A 25,330-nucleotide genomic window follows, 5' to 3' on the forward strand; every position below is an offset into this window, starting at 1 on the left:
TAGCGCCAGGGAACCGCAGGCGAGCGCCAGGGAACCGCAGGCGAGCGCCAGGGAACCGCAGGCGAGCGCCAGGGAACCGCAGGCGAGCGCCAGGGAACCGCAGGCGAGCGCCAGGGAACGGTGGACGAGTGCCGGGGAACGGTGAGCGAGCGCCCGGAACGACAGGCGGGGGTTGAGGGGTGGGCGGTCAGCGGGTGGCGGCGGCGCGGAGGGCGTCGATGGCGGCCACCGGGTCGTCGGCCCCGTAGACGGCGCTGCCGGCCACGAACACGTCGGCGCCCGCCTCCGCGCAGCGCTCGATCGTCTCGGCCGTCACACCGCCGTCGACCTGCAGCCAGACCGACCCGCCGTGCCGCTCGATCATCGCCCGCGCCGCCCGCACCTTCGGCAGCACCATGTCGAGGAACTTCTGCCCGCCGAACCCGGGCTCGACCGTCATCAGCAGCAGCATGTCGATCTCACCGAACAGCCCCTCGAACGGCTCCACCGCCGTGGCCGGGTTGAGCGCGAGCCCCGCCCTGGCGCCGAGCGACCGGATCTCGCGCAACGTACGCACCGGCGCCTTGGACGCCTCCGCGTGGATGGTCACGCTGCCCGCCCCGGCCTCGGCGTACTGGGGGGCCCAGCGGTCGGGGTCGGCGATCATGAGGTGGCAGTCGAGGGGTGTCTGGGTGGCTTTGCGCAGGGACTCCACCACGGGCAGCCCGAGGGTGAGATTGGGCACGAAGTGGTAGTCCATGACATCCACGTGCAGCCAGTCGGCGTTCGGCACGGCGGCGGCCTCGTCGGCCAGCCGCGCGAAGTCGGCGGCGAGGATGCTGGGCGAGATCTGTACGGCCATGATGCGCCAGTCTATTGAACGGCCCGTCCCCCCTCGACTCCCCCTCCCACCGCCTCACCCGCGCCCACCGCACGGGCGCGCGACCAAGGGGCGGACGTGCGCCCAGCACGCGTGCGTCCGGCAGGCGGGCGTCCGGCAGGCGGGCGCCCAGCACGGCGCGGGCGAGAGACGAGCGGAGTCAGGGGCGTTTGCGGAGGAGGGCCAGGAACATGGCGTCGGTGCCATGGCGGTGGGGCCAGAACTGCGCGTGCGGGCCGTCGCCGAGCCCGTCGACCTCCGGCAGGTAGTCGCGCGCGTCGAGCTGCTCCACGTCGCCCCTGCGGCCCATGACGTCGCCGACCACGACGCGCGTCTCGGCCAGGTGCGGCGAGCAGGTCACGTACGCCACCACCCCACCCGGGCGCACGGCGTCGAGGGCCGTGCCGAGCAGCCGCCGCTGCAATGCGCCCAGCTCGGCGATGCTGGCCGGGTCGCGCCGCCACCGGGCCTCCGGACGCCGCCGCAGCGCGCCCAGCCCCGTGCAGGGGGCGTCGAGCATGACCCGGTCGAACACCCCGGGCCGCCAGGCGGGTTCGGTGCCGTCGGCGGTGACGACCGAGGCCGTCCTGGTGGTCTGCCAGACCAGCCGTGCCCGGTGGTACTGCACGTCGGCGGCCAGCACCCGCGCCCCACCGGGGAACGCCACGGAACCGCCGCCCGCCGCACCGCCGCCGCCCGGACGGCGCTCGCCGTCGAGACGCGCCACGTCACCGTCGAGGCCCGCCAGGTCGCCGTAGGTGGCGACGGCGTCGAGCAGGCCCGCCTTGCCGCCCGGACCGGCGCACATGTCGAGCCAGAGCTCGTCCTCGCCGTCGAGCGGCACGCGGGTCAGGGCGAGCGCCACGAGCTGGCTGGCTTCGTCCTGGACGGCCGCGCGCGTCTCGGCCACGGCCTCGATCTGCCCGGGGTCGCCCTCGCGCAGATAGGCCGCGTACGGCGAGTAGCGGCCGGGCGCGGCGCCGGACTCGGCCAGCTCGGCCACCGAGCTGCGCCCCGGCCGGGCGACCAGCGTCACCAGCGGCCGGACGTTGTCGGCGTCGAGCAGGTCGGCCAGCTCCCCGCCGCCGCCCAGCGCGTCGCGGAAGGCCGAGACGATCCACCGGGGATGCCCGTAGGCGACGGCCAGATGGCCGACCGAGTCCTGCTCGGAGTCGGGCGCGACGATGGGGATCCAGTCCTCCAGCTCGCGCGAGCCGATCTTGCGCAGCACCGCGTTGACGAACTTGGCCGCGCCCTGGCCGATGCGCAGGCGTACGAGATCGACGGTCGTGCCGACCGCGGCGTGCGGCGGGACGCGCATGCGCAGGAGCTGGTGGGCCCCCAGCCGCAGGGCGTCGCGCACGGCCGGGTCGGGCGCGCGGTCGCTGCACATCTCGATGATCGCGTCGTAGGTGCCGAGGCCGCGCAGCGTGCCGTAGGCCAGCTCGGTGGCCAGCGCCGCGTCGCGCCCGCGGATGTCGCGCTCGCGCAGCAGCCGCGGCAGGAGCAGGTTGGCGTAGGCGTCGCGCTCGTCGACCGCCCGCAGGAGGTCGAAGGCGGCGTTGCGGGCGTGGTCGCGGGCGGGGCGGCGCGGACCGCCCCCTCCGCGGGGCTTGGTGCCCGTGGATCCGGCCGGCGACCGGCGGGGGTCACGCGAAGGCATCGTCACTCGCAAGCCGGACGCCGCGCGCCCACTCGACCGCGCTCATCGCCCGCTTGCCCTGCGGCTGCACCTCGCCCAGCTCGACCGGGTCGGTGGCGGTGCCGACGAGCACGTGGCTCTTCGTGGCCAGGATCCGGCCGGGCGCGAGCCGGTCGGCCCGGACGGCGACCTTGGCCGGCCCGAGCTTCACCCGCTGCCCCCTGAACTCGCTCCAGGCTCCCGGCCCGGGGGTGCAGGCGCGGATCAGGCGGTCGACCCGCATGGCGGGCTTGGACCAGTCGACCCGCGCGTCGGCGACGTTGATCTTGGGCGCGATCGTCACGCCGTCGAGCGGCTGGGGACGGGCCTCCAGCGCGCCGTCCTCGACGCCGTCGAGCGTGGCGGCCAGCAGGCCGGCGCCGGAGACCGACAGGCGTTCGAGGAGGGAGCCGCTGGTGTCGGAGGTCAGGATCTCCTCGGTGACGACGCCGTAGACCGGGCCCGCGTCGAGCTCCTTGACGATCTGGAACGTCGTCGCGCCGGTGATCTCGTCGCCGTGCAGCACCGCGTGCTGGACGGGCGCCGCGCCGCGCCAGGCGGGCAGGACCGAGAAGTGCAGGTTGATCCAGCCGTGGCGGGGCACGTCGAGGGCCGACTGCGGCAACAGCGCGCCGTAGGCGACCACCGGGCAGCAGTCGGGCTCCAGCGCGCGCAGCGTGTCGAGGAAGGCGGGGTCGCCGACCTTGGCCGGGCGCAGCACCTCGATGCCGGCCTCCTCCGCGAGCTCGGCCACCGGCGAGGGGTGGACCTTGCGCCCCCGCCCTGACTGGGCGTCGGGACGGGTGATGACGGCCACGACCTCGTGCCGCGGCGAGTCGATCAGCATGCGCAGCGACGGCAGCGCCGTCTCGGGTGTGCCCGCGAAGACCAGCCGCATCGTCAGAGCGCCCTTCCGCCGGTGGCGTGCGGCGACATCTTGATCACGGGGGCGGACAGGCCGCTCCACTCGGCCTCGCGGATCGCCTTCATGGCCAGCTTGCGCTGCTTGGGATCCATGCGGTCGATGAACAGGATGCCGTCGAGGTGGTCGGTCTCGTGCTGGAAGCAGCGGGCCATCAGGTCGGTGCCCTCCAGCGTGACCGGCTCGCCGTGCATGTCGAAGCCCTTGGCCACGGCGCGGACGGCGCGCGGCGTCGGGTAGGACAGGCCGGGGAAGGACAGGCAGCCCTCCTCGCCCTCCTCGTCGAGGTCGGCGGACAGGTCGAGGTCGGGGTTGATGAGGTGGCCGAGCCGGTCGTCGACGTAGTAGGTGAACACCCGCAGGCCGACGCCGATCTGCGGGGCCGCCAGGCCCGCGCCCGGGGCGTCCATCATCGTGTCGGTGAGGTCCTTGACCAGCTTGCGGAGCTCCTTGTCGAAGTCGACGACCGGGGCCGCCGGGGTGCGCAGCACCGGATCTCCGAACAGCCGGATCGACTGGATCGCCAAGGGGCTCACTCCTGTTCTCGAACGTGGATCAGCCCAGTTTACCGGCGGTGGGCCGGCGGCCGGTCGTGGCGCAGGGAGCGGGCCTTCATCGCGGCCTTGCGCGCCGCCTTGGCCACCGCCCGGTCGTCGTGGGCGCCGGCGAGCATGTCGAGCACGGCCAGCGTGTCGGGGTGGCCGACCGCGGGCATCTCGCCGACGAGCTTGATCAGGTCTTCGCCCGGCTCGGGCATGTCGAGGCGGCCGGCGGCCGGGCCGGACAGGTGCATGAGCGCGGCGAGGTTGTCGACCGCGATCCAGATGTGGTCCTCGGGGCTGAGCGGCGGGGCCTCCAGGTCGCGGATGTGCAGCCAGGAGGCGGCGTAGCGGCGGGTGAGCGGGTGGTCGAGCGCCTGCCGCACGGGCTGCTCGGCCTCGGGGCCGAGCTCCTCCAGGATCGCGCCGACCGCGCCGCGCTGCCCGGCGGTGCCGGAGGCGGCGATCTCGATCAGCTCGCGGGCGGCCTCCTCGGGGGGACGCCGCTCCAGCCAGCCCGCCACGGCGCTCTGCGTGGCGGTGCCCTTCACCAGCGCCTCGACCAGCTCGGCGGCCGACAGGTCGGCGAAGACCTGCACCTCGGCGGCGGTGGGCGCGTCGTGGCCCTCGCGCAGCAGGTCGCGCCGGACGGCCCAGACCCCGAGCGGCGTGAGCGCCGTGCGCCCGGCCTCGGTCTGCTCCACCAGCCCGCAGTACGTCAGCAGCGAGACCGCCTCCAGCAGCTCGGCCGGCAGCGCGGCGGCCAGCCTGCGCATCTCGACCGGACCAGGCGCGCAGGCGACCTCGTGCGACTGCAGGATGCCCCTGGCCAGGTTGCCCACGGCGACGCCGGAGCGCACCGAGTAGATCGTGGCCAGCATCTCAGCCAGGTGGTCGTCGACCACGGAGGAGCCGGTCAGGCCCTCGTCGGCGCGGTCGAGGACGTCCATCACCACGCCGTCCCAGAACTCCAGCGTGGCCTCGACCGTGAGCTGCATCGACAGCGGGCCGCGGGAGGCCCGGCCGCCGAGGATGCGCAGCAGGCCGGTGTTGACCGCGACGATCCAGATCAGCCGCAGCCGGAACTCCTGGAGCCCCAGCTCTTCCGCGGCGGCCCTGGCGTCGGACTCGCTCAGCATGCCGTCGGCGCCCACCTCGCGGCTGCCCGTCCAGGCGGTCAGGCGGATGGCGTCGGCGACGAGCGGCACCGCGGGCACCGCGCGGGCCAGCTCGGCGTCGCTCGCCAGCAGGACCGGCGGGAAGGTCAGCGCCTCGTGCTCCACGGAGGTCTCCTCAGGTGGCCGTGGAGGCACGGCGGCCTGCTCATCGATCAGCTTGCGCAGCTCGGCGAGGTCGAAGACATTGTTTGCCACCCAGGAAACTTACTGCACAGCAGTCACAAGGACGTACTCAACGGATGGCCCGGGAGCGCGCCTTGAACGCCGCCTTGCGCGCCGCCTTGGCCACCGTGTCATCGGGGATGGAGCGTCCGAGCAGCTCCAGAACCTCGACGACGTCGGGGTGGTCGACCCGCCACATCTCCTCGATCAGATGGGCCGGCGGACCGGACGCCGCCATGTTCTCGGCGAAGATCTCCGGATCCTCCCGCGCGGCCGGCATCGCCAGGGCGAGCATGTCGACGCTGACCCAGAGCAGTTCGTCCTGGGTGAGCGGCGGCGCGCCCAGACCACGTGCGGCCAGCCAGTGTATGACGTGCGGGCGCAACTCCTGGTCGTCGAGGTGGTCGCGCACCTGCGGCTCGGCCTCGGCGCCCAGCCGGTCGACGATGGTGATCGCGATGCCGCGGGCCACGGCGGGCGCGCCGGAGGCGGCGCTCAGCAGCTCGGCGGCGGCCTCGCCCGGCGCGCGGCCGGACAGCCAGCGGGAGATGTCCTGCTCGGCCAGCTCGGCGGGCAGCCCTTCGAGCAGCCCCTCGATGAGGCCGCGCGCGTCGGCCTCGCCCAGGTCGGGGGCGACCGGGGCGTCGAGGCCGAGCGAGAGATAGTGCTCGCGCAGGCCCCAGACCGCCAGGGGCGTCAGCTCGGCCGACTCGCCGTCGATGCGGACCATGCCCCACCCGGCCAGCCGGTCGAGCGCCCCGGCCACGTCGATGCCGCCCTCGCCCGAGACCTCCTCCAGGTAGTCGGCGACGACCTGGAGCGGCACCGACGCCTGGAGGCGGTAGAGCATGTCGAACAGGTCGTAGAGGCCCTCGTCGAGCTCGGCGTGGCCGGTGATCTCGCCGCCGGTGTCGTCCTCCAGCAGCCGGGCCACGGTCGCGGCCCAGGCGTCCAGCGGCTCGCCGTCGCCCGGTGGGGGGCCGCCGGCCAGCTTCGGAACGGTCCGCAGCGCCTCGGTCAGCTCCTCCTCCGAGGCCAGCCGGACGGCGGGCAGCGGGGTGCAGCCCGGGCAGTCGCACGGCGCCTCGCCCAGGTCGGGCAGCTCCCCGGACGGGATCGGCACCGCCTGTTCGAGCGATTCGGGCCCGATCGAGCTGAACAGGCTCTTGGCCATGCCGAAGTTGGCCGGGTCGGCCAGGGCCTCGGGCATGCGGGGGCCGATGTCGTCGAGCCGGGCGCGCATGCCGGCCACGGTGGCCGGGCTGGCGTGGCCGGCCTCGCCGAGGTAGTCCACCAGCGTGCGGGCGGCCGCCACGGTCTCGGGCGCGCTCTCCGGCGGCGCGATCACCTTGCGCGGGTAGATGGACAGCAGCAGCTCGTCGAAGGTCTCCGGCGTGAAGTCGCGCAGTTCGTTGACGTTGAGATAGTCGCTGGCGTAGTCGCAGAGCAGGCGGACCTCGTCCGCGTCCACTTCGACTTCCCGCGCGCGCCCCCATGCGCGCAGGTCGTCGATGGCCTGGTTCACCCATTCGATCGACACAGGGGCACGCTAACGGCTGACCAACAGATGAGCGAATCGGGGAAACGGTCTAAATCAGGTCGAGTGGGTCGACACTCACCCTCACGACATCTGGTGTCTTACGCGCCGCACGTACCCCACTGGCCCCCTTGAGCGCGGCCGACAACGCCGCCCCGCCGCCGCGCCGTACCCGGATCATGGCCCGCTCCAGGCCCGACTCGTCGACCGGGACGGGGCCGAGCACCTGGGCGTCCGGCGGGAGGCGCACCTCGTCGAGCATCTGCCGGACGGCGCTCGCCGAACCCGTCAGCGTCGCCATCCGCACGGCGGGCGGGAACCCCAGCTCGGCCCGGTCGCCCAGTTCGCGCTCGGCGTGCGTGATCGGGTCCCACCGCAGCAGCGCCTGCACGGACGGCAGCCCGGCGTCCCCGAGCACCACCAGCTCGGCCGACGGCCGCAGCAGCGCGGCGGCGTTCATCCACCGGCGCAGCGTCTCCTCCCCCGCCCGCAGGTCGGCCCGGCCGAGCAGCGCCCACCCGTCGAGCAGCACGGCGGCCGCGTAGCCGCCCTCGGCCACCGGCTCGGCGCCGGGCGTGGCGACCACGAGGGCGCGCGCGGCGGGCACACTGGCCAGCACCCCGTCGCGGCCCGAGGTGCGCACCTGCACCGACGGGAAGGCCCGCCCCAGCTCTTCCGCGGTGCGCCGGGCGCCGGTGACGACCGCCCGCAACCGGGGGCTGCCGCAGGACGGGCACCGCCAGTCGGCGTCCACCCGGCCGCACCAGCGGCAGTAGGGGGCGGCGTGCCCGGCCCTGAGCGCGAGCGGCCCGTGGCACAGCGACTCGCCGCTCCCGTGACCTTCCGGCGTCCCGCCCGTCGCGTCCGTGGCGGTGGCCAGAGCTCCGGCGTCCGGCTCCGCCGCGCCGAGAGCCGCCTGCGGACCCCCCGTGACCGGCGCGGCCAGGTGCGGGGCGATCCTGGTGGGCGGCAGGACGCAGCGCGCCGGGGCGCGGCAGTGCCGGCAGGCCAGCGCCGGCAGGTAACCGCGCCTGGGCACCTGCACCAGCACCGGCCCGCTCTCCAGCCCCTGGCGCAGCGCCCGCCAGGCCAGGCTGGGCAGCCTCGCCTGCCGGGCCGCCTGGTCCTTGGCCAGCTCGGCGTCCTCACCCGCGGGACGCACCCGCGGGGCCAGGCTCCTGATCGTGGTGCGCGCGGCCACGATGGGCCTGGCCCAGCGCGCGGCGATGAGCTGGGTGGCCTCGGCCGTACGCGCGTAGCCGCCGATCAGCATGGCCGCGCCCGTCCGGTGGGCGCGCAGGCCGAGGACCTCCCTGGCATGGGGGTAGGGGGCCAGGCGTTCGGCGTGCAGGTCGTCGCCGTCGTCCCAGATGGCCACCAGGCCGAGCTCCGCGACGGGGGCGAACATGGCGGCCCGGGTGCCCACGACGGCGCGCACCTGGCCTCTGAGGACCTTCAGCCAGCGTCTGTACCGCTCGGCGGGCCCGAGGTCGGCCGTGAGCGCCACATGCCTGCCGGGGCCGAGCAGCCGCTCGAACTCGGCGTCCGCCAGCGCGACGTCCTTGCCGTCGGGCACCACGAGGACCGCGCCCCGCCCGCCGTCGAGGGTGGCGAGCACCGCCTCCGCCATCGCTCCGGCCCATCCGGTGGCGCCGGGCAGCGCCGACCACACGGCCCGGGGGGCGCGGCCGTGGCGCAGCGCGTCCAGGAAGGAGGGGCCGGTCGGATAGGCGTCCCAGGCGCTCTTACGGCTTTCCGCCGCCCGTTCGTGGGCGTCCGTCCCGTTCACCCGCTCCGGACGAGCCTCCGCCCGTCCGCGCCCGGGGGCCTCCGCAGGTTCGGCCGCGGCCTGGTGCGGCGCGCCGACCCGTTGCGGTGCGCCGACCTGTTCGGGCCGCCCGTCCGCCGGGGCCACCGCTTCCAGCCCCCCTCCCGAGAACGCCTCGCGCGGGCCAGACGAGCCCTCCACGCCCCCGCTCTCCGCAGGCGTACCCGAAGCAACCTGCGCGACCGCAACAGCGGCAGGCTCGCTCCCGCCGACTCGGACGATGTCGGGCCCCCCGCTCCCGGCCACCTGGCCCGCAACGGGAGACGCACTCGCGACGGCCCGGGCCACGGCGGCGGAAGCACTCCGCGCCGCCTCACTTGAGGCGTCGGGCGCCGGGGCCAGGTCGGTGGTAGACGGGTCGGCGGCGGACAGATCGGCGGCGGACGGGCCAGCCGCAGACGGATCAGCGGCGGACGGGCCGGCGGGGAACAGGTCAGCAGAAGGCGGGCCGGCGAAGGGCGGGGCGACGGAAGGCGGGCCGACAGGCGGCGGGGCGGCAGGCGGCGGAACCTCGGCCTCGGCCTTGGCGTGGCGCGGCGGAACGGCCAGGCGCAGCACGTCGGTGAGGGTGCCCGCGTAACGGTCGGCCACCGCGCGGGCCAGACCGGCGATCTCCGGCGTGAGCACCTGCTCGGGAGAGACCACCCGTTCGAGCGGCGTCAGCTTGCCCTCATGGTCGCTCTCGTCCACGCGCTCCAGCAGGAACGCGTCGATCAGCTTGCCCGCGAACCGCACCCGCACCCGCACCCCCGGCCGGGCCGCCTCGTGCATGGCGGCGGGCACCAGGTAGTCGAAGGGCCGGTCGAGGTGCGGCAGGGGACTGTCCACGACCACCCGCGCCACGGGCCGCTCGGGCGCCGCGACCACCGCCCCCTTGGTGTCCTTGGACGACGCAGGAGGCCGCACGGCGTCGAGCGGCAGGAGGGCGTCGTCGGAGTGGGTCACGCACTAACGTCTACCAGACCCCGCGCCCCGCCATCCCCACACCGCCGTCGTAGGGCACCGCGACGGGCCCCACCGTCCACCCGCTCCCCCACCAGCCCGAACAGCGCTCCCGCACCCCCACAGGACGACAGCGCAAAGGCGCGCAGACGCGACCGTTCGGCCTTCCGAGGCCGTTCCCGGTCCCGACGCCCGACGCCCGCCGACCGCCCCGACAAACCAGCCCGAGATCGTCACAGGGCCGCAGGCACGCCAGAAGAGAAAGTCAGCCCAGCAGGAACCCGAGAGCCCTCGGCCCAAGAGGTCAGGCGAACGCCCGCATTCAACCACCCCGGCCCACGACAAGTGCCGCACCCAACCCTCAAAAGGGCCGAATGCGGCACCTGCACGAAAACCAGAAACCCAGTGGGTCAGAGACCGGCAGCCGTCCGAAGGGCCTCGGCGCGGTCGGTGGACTCCCAGGAGAAGCCCTCACGGCCGAAGTGCCCGTACGCGGCGGTCTCGGAGTAGATCGGGCGCAGCAGGTCGAGGTCGCGGATGATCGCGGCCGGACGCAGGTCGAAGACGCGCAGCACGGCCGCCTGGATCTGCTCCACCGGCAGCTTCTCGGTGCCGAAGCACTCCACGAACAGACCCACCGGCTGCGCCTTGCCGATCGCGTACGCGACCTGCACCTCGCACCGGTCGGCCAGCCCGGCCGCGACGACGTTCTTGGCCACCCAGCGCATCGCGTAGGCCGCCGAGCGGTCGACCTTGGACGGGTCCTTGCCCGAGAACGCGCCACCGCCGTGGCGGGCCATGCCGCCGTAGGTGTCGATGATGATCTTGCGGCCGGTCAGGCCGGCGTCGCCCATCGGGCCGCCGATCTCGAAGCGACCGGTCGGGTTGACCAGCAGCCGGTAGCCCTCGGTCTCGATCTCCAGCCCGTCGAGCACGGGGTCGACCACGTGCTCCTTGATGTCGGGGGCGAGCATCTCCTTGAGGTCGATCTCGGCCGCGTGCTGGGTGGAGACGACCACGGTGTCGAGGCGGACGGGCTTGTCGCCGTCGTACTCGATGGTGACCTGGGTCTTGCCGTCGGGGCGCAGGTAGGGAACCTTGCCGGTCTTGCGGACCTCGGACAGGCGCTGGGCGAGCCGGTGCGCGAGCGTGATCGGCAGCGGCATCAGCTCCGGCGTCTCGCGGCAGGCGTAGCCGAACATCAGGCCCTGGTCGCCGGCGCCCTGGCGGTCGAGCTCGTCGGCGTCGCCGCCCACGCGGTGCTCGTAGGCGTCGTCGACACCCTGGGCGATGTCGGGCGACTGCGCGCCGATGGACACCGACACGCCGCAGGAGGCGCCGTCGAAGCCCTTGTGGGAAGCGTCGTAGCCGATCTCCAGGATCTTCTCCCGGATGACGCCGGGGATGTCGACGTAGGTCTCGGTCGTGACCTCGCCTGCGACATGGACCTGGCCGGTAGTGATCAGCGTCTCGACGGCGACCCGGCTCTTGGGGTCGTCCTTGAGCATGGCGTCGAGAATCGCGTCACTGATCTGGTCGGCGATCTTGTCCGGGTGGCCTTCGGTGACCGACTCGGAGGTGAACAGGCGACGTGACAACTCAGTGGCTCCTCATGCAGCGGCTGCTGACGGATGTGGGGCCCGGGACGGAAGAACACGCCAGGGCCTCGCCGAAGTCTAGCCCCACCCGGCGTCCGGTCGCGAAACCGTCCCGTGTCCGTGTCCGGTCACGTGTCCGGTCACGTGTCCGGTCACGTGTCAGGCCGTATGCCCGCTCACAGGTCGGGGAGGGGATCCGGCGGCAGCGTCTCGGGCGCGAAGACCTCGGCGTCGGCGGCGGAGACCACCGCCGCGTACTCCTCGTCGAACTCGAACACCGTGTTGCCGAGCTCGATGAACGGGCCGGGCAGGATCGGGCCGAGCCTGGTGTGCCGCGGGTACGTGGCGAACACCGCGACCGGGCGGTCGCTCCTGAGGGTCCGCGTGGTGAGCACCGAGACGGACGAATCGGTGACGACGATGAGGAAGTGGCCCGTTCCCGTCGGCCCCACGGACAACGCGGGGAAGACGTAACGGATCCCTCCCTGGTCTTCCAGCAATCTCCTGCAACGATCCCTGACAGCGGAACCCACCGGCATTCCGTCCCCCTTTGCCCCCAAGTATCGGTAGGCGTCCGGGGTGCCGCAACTGGCGATCAGGTAATCGTTCTTGCACGAAGGCGCGCGTCAGGACAGACGGGGCGCGACCAGGTCCCAGACGGCGTCGGCGACGTCGTCCTTGGGGCCGCGCGGCACCTCGACCGGCTCGCCGCCGGCGACCAGGACGGTGGCGGCGTTGTCGGGCGTGCCGAACGCCAGCCCCTCCCCCACCTGGTTGACGACCAGCAGGTCGCAGCCCTTCCTGGCCAGCTTGGCCTGCCCGTTGGCGAGCACGTCGTCGGTCTCGGCCGCGAACCCGACGATCACCCGGGGAGCTGCGCCGCCCTCGCGCCGCAGCCGGCCCAGCTCGGCCAGGATGTCGGGGTTCTTCGTCAGGCGGATGGGGTCGGGCTCGCCGTCGGTCTTCTTGATCTTCGTCTCGTGCCGGGACGCCGGGCGGAAGTCGGCCACCGCGGCCGCCATGACGACGGCGTCGGCCTTCTCGGTGGCGGACAGCACCGCCTCGCGCAGCTCGGCCGTGGACCCCACCCGCACCACGGCGGCCCCCGCGGGATCGGGGAGCGCGACGTTGGCCGCCACCAGGGTCACCTCGGCGCCGCGCGCGACCGCCGTGCGGGCCAGGGCGTACCCCTGCAGGCCGGAGGAGCGGTTGCCGATGTAGCGGACCGGGTCGATCGCCTCGCGGGTGCCTCCTGCGGAGATCACCACCTTGCGCCCGGCCAGGTCGCGCGGCCTGCCGCGCAGCACGCGCAGGCAGACCTGGAAGATCTCGGCGGGGTCGGGCAGGCGGCCGGGGCCGGTGTCGGCGCCGGTGAGGCGCCCCACGGCCGGGTCGATGACGACGGCCCCGCGCTCGCGCAGGGTCGCGACGTTGGCGCGGGTGGCCGGATGCTGCCACATCTCGGTGTGCATGGCCGGGGCGAACACGACCGGGCAGCGCGCCGTCAGCAGCGTGTTGGTCAGCAGGTCGTCGGCGAGCCCGTGGGCCGCCTTGGCCAGGGTGTTGGCGGTCGCCGGCGCCACCACGACGAGATCGGCGCGCTGGCCGATGCGGACGTGGGGCACCTCGTGAACGTCGTCCCAGACGTCGGCGGTCACGGGGTTGCCCGACAGGGCGGCCCACGTGGGCTCGCCCACGAAACGCAGGACCTCGCGGGTCGGCACGACCCGCACCTCGTGACCTGACTCGGTGAACAGCCGCAGCAGCTCACATGCCTTGTACGCGGCGATGCCGCCGCTGACGCCGAGGACGACCTTCATCGAAGGGGTCAGACCGCGCCTTCGATGGGCTCGGCGTTGAGCAGGCCCTCGGAGACCTCGCGCAGCGCGATGGACAGCGGCTTCTCCTGAGCATGCGTCTCGACCAGCGGCCCGACGTATTCCAGCAGGCCCTCGCCGAGCTGGGAGTAGTAGGCGTTGATCTGGCGGGCGCGCTTGGCGCCCATGATCACCAGGGAGTACTTGCTGTCGACGATGTCGAGCAGCGCGTCGATCGGCGGGTTGGTGATGCCCTCCGCGGCCGGGGTGGTGCCTGCCACGATTGTCAGACCTCTCGGTTGATGGTGGTGGTGACCCCCTGAGGGTCAGTCATCAAGGCTATCAGCCGGTGGCACACTTCTTGGACACTCGTGTTCACGAGCGTGAGGTCGAACTCCGACTCGGCCGCCATCTCGACCCGTCCGGCCTTGAGCCGGCGCTCGATGACGTCCTCCGGCTCGGTGCCGCGGCCGCGCAGCCGCTTCTCCAGCTCCTCCCACGTCGGGGGGGCCAGGAAGACCAGCAGGGCGTCGGGCATGGTGGTGCGCACCTGCCTGGCGCCTTCCAGGTCGATCTCCAGGACGGTCGGCACGCCCTGGGCGAGCTTGTCCAGCACCGGCTCGCGCGGGGTGCCGTAGCGGTTGCCCGCGAACTCGGCCCACTCCAGCAGCTCGCCGGCCTCGACCAGGCGGTCGAACTCCGCGCCGTCGACGAAGAAGTAGTGGACCCCGTTGACCTCGCCGGGACGGGGCCTCCTGGTGGTCACCGAGACCGACAGCCACACCTCGGGGTGTGCCCGCCGGAGCTCGGCGACGACCGTGGACTTGCCGACGCCCGACGGCCCTGACAGGACCGTCAGACGCCTCCTGCTCAGGGGGAGGAAGCCGACCTTCGCTCCCGATCCGACTGCCTCGTGGGCCCTTGCTTCGCCGGACCAGGACCTGTCGGTCACTTCCTACCCCCCGTTGAACCTGCGCTTTCTTGTGGAACAGAGATTAGCTCTCGTTGCCACCGAACTCGCGCTCGAGGGAAGCCCTCTGGTTCGCGCCGAGACCCCGCACGCGGCGGGACTCGGCGATGGCAAGCCGCTCCATGAGCTGCTTGGCGCGGACCTTGCCCACGCCGGGGAGCGATTCCAACAGTGCCGACACCTTCATCTTGCCGATGACGTCGTCGGTCTGCCCATCCTTGAGCACCTCAGCCAGAGAAACCGCGCCATGCTTGAGCCGGTTCTTGACCTCGGCACGCTCTTTACGGGCCTTGGCAGCCTTCTCAAGGGCTGCGGCGCGCTGCTCAGGGGTCAGGGGAGGAAGAGCCACGCCGGGTCACCTCGAATTTCTGTCGATGTACTCGGACGGGAAGGGAAACTAGCTGGTCATCGCCCCCTAAGCAACGTCAAGAGCGGTTTCTCTCCTCACAAAATCCACTTCATCACTGTCCGTGAGCGTAAAATTACACACTGCTGATCAAATCGCCCTCACTTCCCGCTTCGCGCGTCCGCTCGGGACGGCGTCCCGGAACAGGGCGAAGATCGCTGGCGCGATGCCGGCCGATGTCCGAAACCAGGGCCGGACCAGGACCGAAACCAGAATCGGGAAGGGTGCGCGAACGCCCGGCGGATGCATTACGATCTTGTGAAGCGAGGGCTGCGCGAACGGTCCGGCGACACCTGCCGCCATGCCCCCGCCCGCACGGAGAACCACCCTCCGCGCACGCGAAGCTCGTGCCCCCGCCCCCCGCGGACAAGCACCTCTCCGCCGCACGCCAGAAGCGCGCCTCCGCCCGCACGGAGAGGCTCAGCCGAGCGCACGCCGGAAGCGCGCCTCCGCCTGCGAGGAGGGCGGGTCTCCACGCCGCGGAGACCCCTCCCCTGCCTCGCGCCAGAACGCGCGCGCCGGGAGCCGGCACGGCGGCCCGGAGGCGGACGCCCGAGCCCAGAACCGGCGCAGCAAGCTGGAGGCGGATGCCCGAGCCCAGGGCCGGCGCGGCGGACGGAAGGCGGACGCCCGGGACAGGAGCCGGCGGGACGCGGGTGGGTGCCCGGGGTGGTGGCCCGGGCGCCGGGGTCAGGAGGTGGTCGTGCGGCGGAGTGAGGCGGCGATGGCGGCGGCGGCCGCGCCCGGGTCCGCCGCGCCCGTGATCGGACGCCCGATCACCAGCAGGTCGGCCCCGTCGGCCAGCGCCTGCTCGGGCGTCGCCACGCGCACCTGGTCCTGGACGTCGGCCCCCTGAGGCCGCACGCCCGGCGTGATGAGGGTGATGCCGGGCCCCACCTCGGCCCGCACCGCCGCGACCTCGTTGGGCGAGCACACCAGCGCCGTGGCCCCGGCCTCGACCGACAGGGCCGCCAGGCGGCGCACGGCCTCGTCGGCCGGTCCGGCCAGGCCCATGCGGTCGAGGTCGGACTCGTCCAGCGAGGTGAGGATCGTCACAGCGGCGATCTTGGTCTGCGGGGCGGACTCGACCGCGGCCCGGATCATCGCCGCGCCGCCGGCCGCGTGCACGGTCAGGATGGCCGGACGCAGGCGGGAGACGGCCTTGGCGGCGCCCGCGACGGTGTTGGGGATGTCGTGCAGCTTGAGGTCGAGGAAGATCTGGACGCCGCTGGCGCCGCGCACGGAGGCGATCACGTCGGGGCCGTAGCGCAGGTACAGCTCCAGGCCCACCTTGATGGTGCTGACGTGCGGCGTCACCAGGCTCGCCCACCTGGCGGCGGTCTCCAGGTCGGGGGCGTCGAGGGCGACGGCGATGGGTGCGGGCGTCAAGGGGAGCTCTCCTCGGAGTCGACTAGAAGGTGCCGGGGAGCGCTCCCCGGCGGCCGGTGTGCCAGGCCGACGGCGTCGGCGAGGCGTTGGAAGCCGCGTGCCCGCAGCAGGTCCTCAAGCTCGCGCTCGATGCGCAGGCACGCGTAGGGGTCGTGGAACAGCGCGGTGCCCACCCCGACCAGGCAGGCGCCCGCCAGGATGAGCTGGAAGGCGTCCCGGCCGGTCATCACGCCGCCCATGCCGATCAGCGGCACCCCGGGCAGGGCCGCGTGCACCTGCCACACGCACCGGACGGCCAGGGGCAGGATGGCGGGCCCCGACAGCCCTCCGGTGACGGCGGCCAGCGACGGGCGCAGCGCCTCGGTGTCGATGGCCATGCCGAGCGGGTTGTTGATCATGGACAGGGCGTCCGCCCCGGCGTCCACGCAGGCGCGGGCGACCGAGACGATGTCGGCCACGTCGGGCGCGAGCTTGGCCACCACGGGGACGTCGTAGCGCATGATGGAGCGCACCGAGGCGATCACCTCGGCCGCGGCGCTGCCCTCGCGCGCGAAGACACGCCCTCTGTCCTCCATGTTCGGGCAAGAAAGGTTGACCTCCAGCGCGGTCACCCCGGGCGCGTCGGCGAGCCTGCGGGCCAGCTCGGAGTACTCGGCGACGGTGCCGCCGCCGATCGAGACGATGGTCTTGATGCCGCGCTGGGCCAGCCAGGGCAGCTCGCGCTCCAGGAACGCCTCGATGCCCGGCCCCTGGAGCCCGACGGCGTTGAGCATGCCGGAGGGCGTCTCGGCCATGCGCGGGGTCGGCCGGCCCGCCCGGGGAGCCATGGTGATGGACCGGGTGGTCAGCGCGCCGAGCCGGTGGAGGTCGAAGAACTGGGCGAGCTCCCGTCCGGAGCCCGCGCAGCCGGCGGCCGTGGTGACGGGGTTCGCCAGCTCGACGTGCGCCAGAAACGTACGCATATCAACTGACATGTCGTGCACCGCCTCCGGGGGCGCCGAGCGCGTCGAACGGGATCGTTCCCACGTCCTCGAAGCGCACCCGCTCCCCCCGGAACACCGGCCCCTCCGCGCACGCACGGACCATCCTGGTCGCGCCGTCGTCACCGATGACGGGGATGACGCACGTCATGCACACCCCGATGCCGCAGGCCATCTGCTCCTCGACGGCCACCTGCACGGGGATGTCGAACTCCATCGCCACCGCCGTCACCGCCCGCAGCGCCGGCATGGGCGCGCAGGCGTAGACGGCGTCGGCCCGGGTGTCGGCGATCACCGAGGGCAGCGCGTCGGTGACCTTGCCGCGCAGGCCGAGCGAGCCGTCCTCGGTGGTCAGGGTCGTCGTCTCGGCGATGCGGCGGGCCCGCATGGCGCCGAAGACGCGGTCGGCCCCGGCGCCGCCGAGCACGAAGTCGACCCGGCAGCCGCGCGCCAGCAGCGCGTCGGCCAGCGGGAACAGCACGGCCGAGCCGTACTCGGCGCCGACCAGCACGCAGTTGACCGGGTCGCGCGGCAGCGGGAAGGGCCGGCCGAGCGGCCCGACCAGGTCGAGCGTGTCGCGGGCGCGCCGCTCGGCCAGCCAGGACGTGCCCGGCCCGGCGGCGGTGAAGACGAGCTCGACCGTGCCGCCGTAGTCGGACTTGACGTCATGGATGGACAGCGCGCGGCGCGTCACCATCGACGTGTGGGCCCCGCCGACCGCCACGGAGACGAAGTGGCCGGGGCGGTAACGCTCGGCGATGCCGGGCGCCACCACCGTCAGCGCATGGTAGGCGTCGACCCGGCGCGTCGTCAGCACCGTGCCCGTCACCTGCACAGGTGTGCCGGCCAGTCGTCTTCACCTCCCGCGCGGGTCAGCCGCGTAGTGCCTGTGCGTGCTCCTGGAGTGACCGCACGCCGACGTCGCCGCGGACGATCGCCTGGATCCCGGCCGCCGCCGCGGCCAGCCCCGCGACGGTGGTGATGCACGGGATGCCGCGCAGCACCGCCGCGGTGCGGATCTCGTAGCCGTCCAGGCGCGGCCCGGACTGGCCGGGGCTGCCGAACGGCGTGTTGACGATCAGGTCCACCTCGCCGTCGAGAATCGCCTGCACGCTCGTAGGCTCACCTCCGGGCCCGGTCCCCTCGCTGTGCTTTCGCACGATCTTGGCATGGACACCGTTGCGGCGCAGCACCTCGGCCGTGCCCTCGGTGGCGAGGATCTCGAAGCCGAGGTCGGCCAGTGCCTTCACAGGGAAGATCATCGCACGCTTGTCCCTGTTGGCCACGGACACGAACGCGCGTCCCTTGGTCGGAAGTTCGCCGTAGGCCCCGGCCTGGGACTTGGCGAACGCCACGCCGAAGAACGCGTCGATGCCCATGACCTCGCCCGTGGAGCGCATCTCGGGCCCGAGCACGGTGTCGACGCCCCGGAAGCGGTTGAAGGGCAGCACGGCCTCCTTGACCGCGATGGACGCCTCCAGCGGCAGCGTGCCGCCGTCGCCGGTGGCCGGCAGCATGCCCTCGGCGCGCAGCGAGGCGATCGAGGAGCCGAGCATCACCCGGGCCGCCGCCTTGGCCAGCGGCGTGGCCGTCGCCTTGGACACGAACGGCACGGTACGGCTGGCCCGCGGGTTGGCCTCCAGGACGTACAGGACGCCGGCCGACATGGCGTACTGGACGTTCAGCAGCCCGCGCACGCCCACCCCGGCGGCGATGGCCTCGGTGGCGGCGCGGATGCGCTTGACGTCGTGGCTGCCGAGCGTGAGCGGCGGCAGCGCGCAGGCCGAGTCGCCGGAGTGGATGCCGGCCTCCTCGATGTGCTCCATGACGCCGCCGAGGAACAGCTCCTGGCCGTCGTAGAGCGCGTCGACGTCGATCTCGATGGCCTCGTCGAGGAACTTGTCCACCAGGACCGGGTGGCCGCCCTCCTGGGCCGCCATGTACGTCGTCAGCGTCTCGTCGTCGTAGACGATGGCCATGCCGGCCCCGCCGAGCACGTACGAGGGCCGCACCAGCACCGGGTAGCCGATCTCCCCGGCGATCTCCAGCGCCTCGGGCACCGTCAGCGCGGTGCCGTGCTTGGGCGCGGGCAGCCCGGCCTCGGCCAGCACCCGCCCGAACGCGCCGCGCTCCTCGGCCAGGTGGATCGACTCGGGCGAGGTGCCGACCACGGGCACGCCCGCGTCCTTCAGCGCCTGCGCCAGGCCGAGCGGCGTCTGGCCGCCGAGCTGCACGATCACGCCCACGACCGGGCCGGTCTGCTGCTCGGCGTGCACGACCTCCAGGACGTCCTCCAGCGTGAGCGGCTCGAAGTAGAGCCGGTCGGAGGTGTCGTAGTCGGTCGAGACGGTCTCGGGGTTGCAGTTGACCATGACGGTCTCGAACCCGGCCCGCGACAGCTCGAAGGAGGCGTGCACGCACGCGTAGTCGAACTCGATGCCCTGCCCGATGCGGTTGGGCCCGGAGCCGAGGATGATGACCTTCTCCCGCTCGCCGGAGGGGACCTCGGTCTCCTCGTCGTAGGTGGAGTACAGGTACGGCGTCCTGGCGGCGAACTCGGCGGCGCAGGTGTCGACGGTGTTGTAGACCGGCCGCACGCCGAGCGCGTGCCGCAGGCCGCGCACGTGGGCCTCCTCGACGCCGCGGAGCTCGGCGATCTGCACGTCGGAGAAGCCGTGGTGCTTGGCGCGGGTCAGCACGTCGGCGGTGAGCTCGGGCGCGGCGGCGATCTCCTGGGCCTCCTCCTCCAGCAGCAGGAGCTGGTCGAGGAACCAGGGGTCGACGCTGGTGGCCTCGAACAGCTCGGCCGCGGTCGCGCCCGCGCGCACGGCCTGCTGCATCGTGCGCAGCCGCCCGTCGTGCGGGGTGCGGCAGGCCGCCAGCAGCTCGTCCTTGTCCTGGACGGGCCCGGCCCAGGTGAAGGCGGAGTCCTTCTTCTCCAGCGAGCGCAGCGCCTTCTGCAGCGCCTCGGTGAAGGAGCGGCCGATGGCCATGGCCTCGCCGACGGACTTCATGTGCGTGGTCAGCGTGCGGTCGGCCCCGCGGAACTTCTCGAAGGCGAAGCGCGGCACCTTGACCACGATGTAGTCGAGGGTCGGCTCGAAGGAGGCCGGGGTCTCCTTGGTGATGTCGTTGGGGATCTCGTCGAGGGTGTAGCCGATGGCCAGCTTGGCGGCGATCTTGGCGATCGGGAAGCCGGTGGCCTTGGAGGCCAGCGCGCTGGAGCGGGAGACGCGCGGGTTCATCTCGATGACGATCATGCGCCCGGTGCGCGGGTCGACGGCGAACTGGATGTTGCAGCCGCCGGTGTCCACGCCGACCTCGCGGATGACCGCGATGGCCACGTCGCGCATGTTCTGGTACTCGCGGTCGGTCAGGGTCAGCGCGGGCGCGACGGTGACGCTGTCGCCGGTGTGCACGCCCATCGGGTCGATGTTCTCGATGGAGCACACGATGACGACGTTGTCCGCCTTGTCGCGCATGACCTCCAGCTCGTACTCCTTCCAGCCGAGGATGGACTCCTCCAGGAGCACCTCGGTGGTCGGCGAGGCGTCGAGGCCGGCGCCGGCGATGCGGCGCAGGTCGTCCTCGCCGTAGGCGAAGCCGGAGCCGACGCCGCCCATGGTGAAGCTGGGCCGGACGACCAGCGGGTAGCCCAGCTCGCCGGCGGCGGCCAGGCAGTCCTCCATCGTGTGGCAGATGACCGATCTGGCCGACTCGGCGTTGAGCCCGTGCTCGCGGGCGACCTTGGCGACGATCTCCTTGAACTTCTCCCGGTTCTCGCCCGCCTGGATCGCGTCGAAGTCGGCGCCGATCAGCTCGACCTCGTACTTCTCCAGCACGCCCGACTCGTGCAGCGCGACCGCGGTGTTCAGCGCGGTCTGGCCGCCCAGCGTGGGCAGCAGCGCGTCGGGGCGCTCCTTGGCGATGATCTTCTCGACGTACTCGGGGGTGATCGGCTCGACGTACGTGGCGTCGGCGAACTCGGGGTCCGTCATGATCGTGGCCGGGTTGCTGTTGACCAGGATGACGCGGAAGCCCTCGGCCCGCAGCACGCGGCAGGCCTGCGTGCCCGAGTAGTCGAACTCGCACGCCTGGCCGATCACGATCGGGCCGGAGCCGATCACCAGGACCGACCGGATGTCCTCACGCTTGGGCACGGCTCATGACCTCACAGAACTCGTCGAAGAGATAAGCGGCGTCGTGCGGCCCCGCGGCGGCCTCGGGGTGGTACTGGACGCTGAAGGCGCGCCCGTCGAGCAGGCGCAGGCCCTCCACGCACCGGTCGTTGAGGTTGACGTGGCTGACCTCGGCCGGGCCGTAGGGGGTCTCGAACGGCTCGCCGATCGGCGCCTCGACGGCGAACCCGTGGTTGTGGGCCGAGATCTCGACCTTGCCCGTGCGCACGTCCTGGACCGGCTGGTTGACGCCGCGGTGGCCGTAGCGCAGCTTGTACGTGGACAGCCCGAGCGCCCGGCCGAAGAGCTGGTTGCCGAAGCAGATGCCGAAGAACGGCACGCCGGCCTCCAGCACCCTCCGCAGCGCCGACACGTCGGCGGTGGCGGGGTCGCCGGGGCCGTTGGAGAAGAACACGCCGTCGGGCCCGACCGCCATGATCTGCTCGTACGTGGCCGTGGCGGGCAGCACGTGCACCTCGCAGCCGCGCTCGGCCATCCGGTGCGGGGTCATGCCCTTGATGCCGAGGTCCACGGCGGCGACGGTGAAGCGCTTGTCGCCGACCGCCGGCACGACGTACGGCTCGGCGGTGGCCACCTCGGCGGCCAGGTCGGCGCCCTCCATGGCGGGCGCGCGCCGCACCCGCTCGACGAGCTCCTCGACCGTCGCGGAGGGGGCCGAGAAGATGCCGGCCCGCATCGCGCCGCGCTCGCGCAGGTGGCGGGTCAGGGCGCGGGTGCCGGTGATGGCGATGCCGACCACGCCCTGCTGCTTGAGGTAGTCGTCGAGCGAGCGGTCGGCCCGCCAGTTGGAGACGACCCTGGACGGCTCGCGCACGACGTACCCGGCGACCCAGACGCGGCCCGACTCGGGGTCTTCGTCGTTGACGCCGGTGTTGCCGATGTGCGGGGCCGTCATGGCGACGATCTGCCGGTGGTAGGAGGGGTCGGTGAGGGTCTCCTGGTAGCCGGTCATGCCGGTGTTGAAGACCATCTCGCCGAACGTCTCGCCTTCGGCGCCGTAAGGAGTTCCGTGGAAGACGCGGCCGTCTTCCAGGACGAGCACCGCGGTGTTCAAACCAGCTTCCCTTCGAGAACGGTCGGCGTGCCGCGCAGGAACGTGGCGACCACCCGGCCGGGCAACGTCATCCCCTCGTACGGGGTGTTCCTGCTCTTGGAGGCGTAGGCGGAGGGGTCCACCTCGGTGCGGGCCGACGGGTCGTACAGCGTGATGTTGGCCGGCGCGCCCGGCTCCAGCGGACGGCCGTGGCCGGACAGGCGGCCGATGCGGGCGGGGGTGATCGACATGCGCTCGGCGACCCCGGCCCAGTCGAGCAGCCCGGTCTCGACCATGGCCTCCTGGACGACGCTCAGCGCGGTCTCCAGGCCGATCATGCCCATGGCCGCGGCCGGCCACTCGGTCTCCTTGTCCTCGACCGGGTGCGGGGCGTGGTCGGTGGCGACGACGTCGATCGTGCCGTCGGCCAGCGCGGCGCGCAGCGCCTGGACGTCGGCGTGCGTGCGCAGCGGCGGGTTGACCTTGTAGATCGGGTTGTAGGCGCCGACCGGGGACTCCTCGACGAGGTCATCGGTGAGGAGCAGGTGGTGAGGGGTGACCTCGGCGGTGACGTTCCAGCCCTTGGACTTGGCCCAGCGGATGATCTCGACCGAGCCGGCGGTGGAGACGTGGCAGACGTGCAGGCGGGAGCCGACGTGCGCGGCCAGCAGGCAGTCGCGGGCGATGATCGCCTCCTCGGCCACGGCCGGCCAGCCGGTCAGGCCGAGCCTGCCGGAGACGACGCCCTCGTTCATCTGGGCGCCCTCGGTGAGCCTGGGCTCCTGGGCGTGCTGGGCGACGACGCCGTCGAACGCCTTGACGTACTCCAGGGCGCGGCGCATCAGCACGGCGTCGCTGACGCACTTGCCGTCGTCGGAGAAGACCCGGACCCGGGCGGCCGAGTCGGCCATCGCGCCGAGCTCGGCGAGCTGCCTGCCCTCCAGGCCGACGGTCACCGCGCCGACCGGCTGCACGTCGCAGTGGCCGAACTCGCGGCCGAGCCGCCACACCTGCTCGACCACGCCGGCGGTGTCGGCGACGGGCGAGGTGTTGGCCATGGCGTGCACGGCGGTGTAGCCGCCGCGGGCCGCGGACTGGGTGCCGGTCTGGACGGTCTCGGCGTCCTCGCGGCCGGGCTCGCGCAGGTGGGTGTGCAGGTCGACCAGGCCGGGCAGCGCGATCGCGCCGCCGCCGTCGACGCTCTCGCCGCCGGGGCCGGCGTCGAGGCCGGCGCCGATCTCGGCGACGCGCCCGTCGGCGATCCGGAGGTCCACCGGCTCCCCGCCGAGGATCCGCACGTTCTTGATGATCACTGGATCTCTCCCCCGAGCAGCAGGTACAGGACGGCCATGCGGATGGTCACGCCGTTGGCGACCTGCTCCACGATGGTGGAGCGCGGCGAGTCGGCCACCTCGGCGGCGATCTCCATGCCCCGGTTCATCGGCCCGGGGTGCATGACGATGGCCTCGTCCGGCATCTTGGCGAAGCGGTCGCGGTCGAGGCCGTAGCGGCGGGAGTACTCGCGCTCGCTGGGGAAGTAGGCGGCGTTCATCCGCTCCTTCTGCACCCGGAGCATCATGACCGCGTCGGACTTGGGCAGCACGGCGTCGAAGTCGTAGGACACCTCGCACGGCCAGGTGCCGACCGAGACGGGCAGCAGCGTGGGCGGCGCGACGAGGGTGACCTCGGCGCCGAGCGTGTTGAGCAGCAGCACGTTGGAGCGGGCGACCCGGCTGTGCAGCACGTCGCCGACGATGGTGACCCGGCGGCCGTCGAGCCCGCCGAGGCGGCGGCGCATCGAGAAGGCGTCGAGCAGCGCCTGCGTGGGGTGCTCGTGGGTGCCGTCGCCGGCGTTGACGACGCTGCCGCGCACCCAGCCGGCCAGCCGGTGCGGCGCGCCGGAGGAGCCGTGGCGGATGACGACGGCGTCGGCGCCCATGGCCTCCAGGGTGAGCGCGGTGTCCTTGAGCGACTCGCCCTTGGACACGCTCGACCCCTTGGCCGAGAAGTTGATGACGTCGGCCGACAGGCGCTTGGCCGCCGCCTCGAAGGAGATCCTGGTGCGGGTGGAGTCCTCGAAGAACAGGTTGACCACCGTGCGGCCGCGCAGCGTGGGCAGCTTCTTGATGGATCGTTCCGAGACCCTGGCCAGCTCCTCGGCGGTGTCGAGGATGAGCAGCGCGTCGTCCTTGGTCAGGTCGCCCGCCGAGATGAGGTGCCGGTTCATCGGTCGTCCTCCTTCATGAGCAGGACGGCGTCGCGGTCGTCGATCTCGGAGAGGTAGACCTTGACCTTCTCGCTCTTGGCGGTGGGCAGGTTCTTGCCCACGTAGTCGGCGCGGATGGGCAGCTCGCGATGGCCGCGGTCGACCAGCGTGGCGAGCTGCACGGCGGTCGGGCGGCCGAGGTCGTTGAGCGCGTCGAGCGCGGCGCGGACGGTGCGGCCGGAGTAGAGCACGTCGTCGACGAGGACGACCACCTTGCCGTCGATGCCGTCGGGCGGCAGCTCGGTGCGCCCGAGCGGGCGGACGGGGCCGCGGCGCAGGTCGTCGCGGTACATGGTGATGTCGATCGAGCCGACGGGGATCTTGAGCCCTTCGAACTGCTCGACGCGGTCGCCGAGCCGGCGGGCGAGCGTGGCGCCGCGGGTGGGGATGCCGAGGAGGACTACGTCACCGGCGCCCTTGGTGCGTTCGAGGATCTCGTGCGCGATCCGGGTCAGCGCCCGGTGGATGTCCGGGCCTTCGAGCACGGCCCTGGAATCGGACATGGAGGGATCTCACCACCTTTCCCGCCTCACGGGACGGGTCTTAAAAGGGTGTTGGTCGGGACACACAGTACCAGGGGCTACCTGGTACAACGTGAGCGCCCCGCCCTGCCGTCCGGGTGTGGCGGACGTCCCGGCCGGCCGTTCGGGCAGGCCGGCCCGGCGAATTTGGCAATTACCGACATACAGGTATAAAACCTGCTCTAAGTCTTCTCGGGGGAGGTTTCACATGGCGCTGTCGGCACGCGAGCGGTCGGTGCTCAAGGCCATCGCCCGGCAGGTCAGGGACGAGGACCCCGAGCTGTACGCGGCCATGTCCCGGCACGGCGCCCCCGCGTCGCTGGCCTGGCCGCTGGCGCTGATGGCGCTGTGCCTGGCGGTGTTCGCCGTCGTGCTGCTGCTGACCGGTTCACCCGGCCCCCTGCCGCACGCCGTGATCAGGTAAAACCCCCGCGACCCCGCGTGTCGGCGTCCTTCCCGTAGGGCACGTCCCCGAGGGCCGTACGCGCTCGGCGGCGGCTCTT

22 protein-coding genes are annotated in these 25,330 nt (G+C 72.9%); 1 reads left to right on the forward strand and 21 read right to left on the reverse strand.

Annotated elements, in window-relative coordinates; translation table 11 throughout:
* Nucleotides 1-187 precede the first annotated feature (187 nt).
* The 21 genes from rpe to pyrR all read right to left on the reverse strand — a co-directional run bounded on the left by rpe (nucleotide 188) and on the right by pyrR (nucleotide 24,809).
* Nucleotides 188-841 carry a ribulose-phosphate 3-epimerase gene (rpe, locus tag ACIBQ8_RS22765; protein WP_397171301.1) on the reverse strand — a complete coding sequence of 218 codons (654 nt, stop codon included), beginning with the start codon at nucleotides 839-841 and terminating at the stop codon, nucleotides 188-190.
* Between the two features lie 178 nt (nucleotides 842-1,019).
* Nucleotides 1,020-2,522 (reverse strand): RsmB/NOP family class I SAM-dependent RNA methyltransferase, encoded by a 1,503-nt coding sequence (locus ACIBQ8_RS22770; RefSeq protein ID WP_397192904.1) that lies wholly within the window; start codon nucleotides 2,520-2,522, stop codon nucleotides 1,020-1,022.
* Nucleotides 2,509-3,438, reverse strand: coding sequence for a methionyl-tRNA formyltransferase (fmt, locus tag ACIBQ8_RS22775; protein ID WP_397171297.1), 930 nt, complete (start codon nucleotides 3,436-3,438; stop codon nucleotides 2,509-2,511). Before fmt ends, ACIBQ8_RS22770 begins: the two co-directional genes overlap by 14 nt.
* Before the next feature lie 2 nt (nucleotides 3,439-3,440).
* Nucleotides 3,441-3,989 carry a peptide deformylase gene (def, locus tag ACIBQ8_RS22780; protein ID WP_357967963.1) on the reverse strand — a complete coding sequence of 183 codons (549 nt, stop codon included), beginning with the start codon at nucleotides 3,987-3,989 and terminating at the stop codon, nucleotides 3,441-3,443.
* Between the two features lie 38 nt (nucleotides 3,990-4,027).
* Nucleotides 4,028-5,374, reverse strand: a complete 1,347-nt coding sequence (locus tag ACIBQ8_RS22785; RefSeq protein ID WP_397192905.1) for a hypothetical protein — start codon at nucleotides 5,372-5,374, stop codon at nucleotides 4,028-4,030.
* A gap of 37 nt (nucleotides 5,375-5,411) precedes the next feature.
* Entirely contained in the window at nucleotides 5,412-6,881 is a 1,470-nt protein-coding gene (locus tag ACIBQ8_RS22790; protein ID WP_397192906.1) for a hypothetical protein, read from the reverse strand.
* A 49-nt stretch (nucleotides 6,882-6,930) separates the two neighbouring features.
* The gene (locus tag ACIBQ8_RS22795; RefSeq protein WP_397192907.1) at nucleotides 6,931-9,651 is read right to left on the reverse strand and encodes a primosomal protein N'; all 2,721 of its coding nucleotides are present in this window, start codon (nucleotides 9,649-9,651) and stop codon (nucleotides 6,931-6,933) included.
* A 407-nt stretch (nucleotides 9,652-10,058) separates the two neighbouring features.
* Entirely contained in the window at nucleotides 10,059-11,246 is a 1,188-nt protein-coding gene (gene metK / locus ACIBQ8_RS22800; protein WP_352322591.1) for a methionine adenosyltransferase, read from the reverse strand.
* 176 nt (nucleotides 11,247-11,422) lie between these two features.
* Nucleotides 11,423-11,746 (reverse strand): hypothetical protein, encoded by a 324-nt coding sequence (locus ACIBQ8_RS22805; protein WP_352322592.1) that lies wholly within the window; start codon nucleotides 11,744-11,746, stop codon nucleotides 11,423-11,425.
* Nucleotides 11,747-11,872: 126 nt separating this feature from the next.
* On the reverse strand, nucleotides 11,873-13,066 hold the full coding sequence (coaBC, locus tag ACIBQ8_RS22810) for a bifunctional phosphopantothenoylcysteine decarboxylase/phosphopantothenate--cysteine ligase CoaBC (protein WP_397171291.1): 1,194 nt from the start codon (nucleotides 13,064-13,066) through the stop codon (nucleotides 11,873-11,875).
* 8 nt (nucleotides 13,067-13,074) lie between these two features.
* A complete protein-coding gene (rpoZ, locus tag ACIBQ8_RS22815) occupies nucleotides 13,075-13,344 on the reverse strand; it encodes a DNA-directed RNA polymerase subunit omega (protein WP_043638590.1) in 270 nt (89 codons plus the stop codon).
* A gap of 5 nt (nucleotides 13,345-13,349) precedes the next feature.
* Complete coding sequence (gmk, locus tag ACIBQ8_RS22820) at nucleotides 13,350-13,937, reverse strand: guanylate kinase (RefSeq protein WP_352353665.1); 588 nt, start codon at nucleotides 13,935-13,937, stop codon at nucleotides 13,350-13,352.
* A 121-nt stretch (nucleotides 13,938-14,058) separates the two neighbouring features.
* Nucleotides 14,059-14,382 carry an integration host factor, actinobacterial type gene (gene mihF / locus ACIBQ8_RS22825; protein WP_020541698.1) on the reverse strand — a complete coding sequence of 108 codons (324 nt, stop codon included), beginning with the start codon at nucleotides 14,380-14,382 and terminating at the stop codon, nucleotides 14,059-14,061.
* Nucleotides 14,383-15,129: 747 nt separating this feature from the next.
* A complete protein-coding gene (gene pyrF / locus ACIBQ8_RS22830; RefSeq protein WP_397171289.1) occupies nucleotides 15,130-15,828 on the reverse strand; it encodes an orotidine-5'-phosphate decarboxylase in 699 nt (232 codons plus the stop codon).
* Nucleotides 15,825-16,802 carry a dihydroorotate dehydrogenase gene (locus ACIBQ8_RS22835; RefSeq protein ID WP_352353184.1) on the reverse strand — a complete coding sequence of 326 codons (978 nt, stop codon included), beginning with the start codon at nucleotides 16,800-16,802 and terminating at the stop codon, nucleotides 15,825-15,827. The genes pyrF and ACIBQ8_RS22835 overlap by 4 nt, the downstream gene beginning before the upstream one ends.
* Entirely contained in the window at nucleotides 16,792-17,643 is an 852-nt protein-coding gene (locus ACIBQ8_RS22840) for a dihydroorotate dehydrogenase electron transfer subunit (RefSeq protein WP_352322596.1), read from the reverse strand. Before ACIBQ8_RS22840 ends, ACIBQ8_RS22835 begins: the two co-directional genes overlap by 11 nt.
* Before the next feature lie 37 nt (nucleotides 17,644-17,680).
* Nucleotides 17,681-20,968, reverse strand: coding sequence for a carbamoyl-phosphate synthase large subunit (carB, locus tag ACIBQ8_RS22845; RefSeq protein ID WP_397171287.1), 3,288 nt, complete (start codon nucleotides 20,966-20,968; stop codon nucleotides 17,681-17,683).
* On the reverse strand, nucleotides 20,955-22,061 hold the full coding sequence (gene carA / locus ACIBQ8_RS22850; protein ID WP_397192908.1) for a glutamine-hydrolyzing carbamoyl-phosphate synthase small subunit: 1,107 nt from the start codon (nucleotides 22,059-22,061) through the stop codon (nucleotides 20,955-20,957). Before carA ends, carB begins: the two co-directional genes overlap by 14 nt.
* Entirely contained in the window at nucleotides 22,058-23,353 is a 1,296-nt protein-coding gene (locus ACIBQ8_RS22855; protein WP_397171283.1) for a dihydroorotase, read from the reverse strand. The genes carA and ACIBQ8_RS22855 overlap by 4 nt, the downstream gene beginning before the upstream one ends.
* On the reverse strand, nucleotides 23,350-24,267 hold the full coding sequence (locus ACIBQ8_RS22860) for an aspartate carbamoyltransferase catalytic subunit (RefSeq protein ID WP_352353188.1): 918 nt from the start codon (nucleotides 24,265-24,267) through the stop codon (nucleotides 23,350-23,352). The genes ACIBQ8_RS22855 and ACIBQ8_RS22860 overlap by 4 nt, the downstream gene beginning before the upstream one ends.
* A complete protein-coding gene (gene pyrR / locus ACIBQ8_RS22865) occupies nucleotides 24,264-24,809 on the reverse strand; it encodes a bifunctional pyr operon transcriptional regulator/uracil phosphoribosyltransferase PyrR (protein WP_364331544.1) in 546 nt (181 codons plus the stop codon). The genes ACIBQ8_RS22860 and pyrR overlap by 4 nt, the downstream gene beginning before the upstream one ends.
* 226 nt (nucleotides 24,810-25,035) lie before the next feature.
* On the opposite strand from pyrR, the gene ACIBQ8_RS22870 reads away from it, so the two are divergent.
* Nucleotides 25,036-25,251, forward strand: a complete 216-nt coding sequence (locus ACIBQ8_RS22870) for a DUF3040 domain-containing protein (protein WP_397171281.1) — start codon at nucleotides 25,036-25,038, stop codon at nucleotides 25,249-25,251.
* Nucleotides 25,252-25,330 lie beyond the last annotated feature (79 nt).

The organism is Nonomuraea sp. NPDC049646, from assembly GCF_044465525.1.
GTDB lineage: Bacteria > Actinomycetota > Actinomycetes > Streptosporangiales > Streptosporangiaceae > Nonomuraea.

Excerpts from the sequence above, each read along its gene's own strand:
- rpe (WP_397171301.1), bottom strand. The coding sequence starts at position 841 with ATGGCCGTACAGATCTCGCCCAGCATCCTCGCCGCCGACTTCGCGCGG.
- fmt (WP_397171297.1), bottom strand. The coding sequence starts at position 3,438 with ATGCGGCTGGTCTTCGCGGGCACACCCGAGACGGCGCTGCCGTCGCTG.
- ACIBQ8_RS22860 (WP_352353188.1), bottom strand. The coding sequence starts at position 24,267 with ATGAACCGGCACCTCATCTCGGCGGGCGACCTGACCAAGGACGACGCG.
- pyrR (WP_364331544.1), bottom strand. The coding sequence starts at position 24,809 with ATGTCCGATTCCAGGGCCGTGCTCGAAGGCCCGGACATCCACCGGGCG.
- ACIBQ8_RS22835 (WP_352353184.1), bottom strand. The coding sequence starts at position 16,802 with ATGTCAGTTGATATGCGTACGTTTCTGGCGCACGTCGAGCTGGCGAAC.
- ACIBQ8_RS22870 (WP_397171281.1), top strand. The coding sequence starts at position 25,036 with ATGGCGCTGTCGGCACGCGAGCGGTCGGTGCTCAAGGCCATCGCCCGG.
- coaBC (WP_397171291.1), bottom strand. The coding sequence starts at position 13,066 with ATGAAGGTCGTCCTCGGCGTCAGCGGCGGCATCGCCGCGTACAAGGCA.
- ACIBQ8_RS22770 (WP_397192904.1), bottom strand. The coding sequence starts at position 2,522 with ATGCCTTCGCGTGACCCCCGCCGGTCGCCGGCCGGATCCACGGGCACC.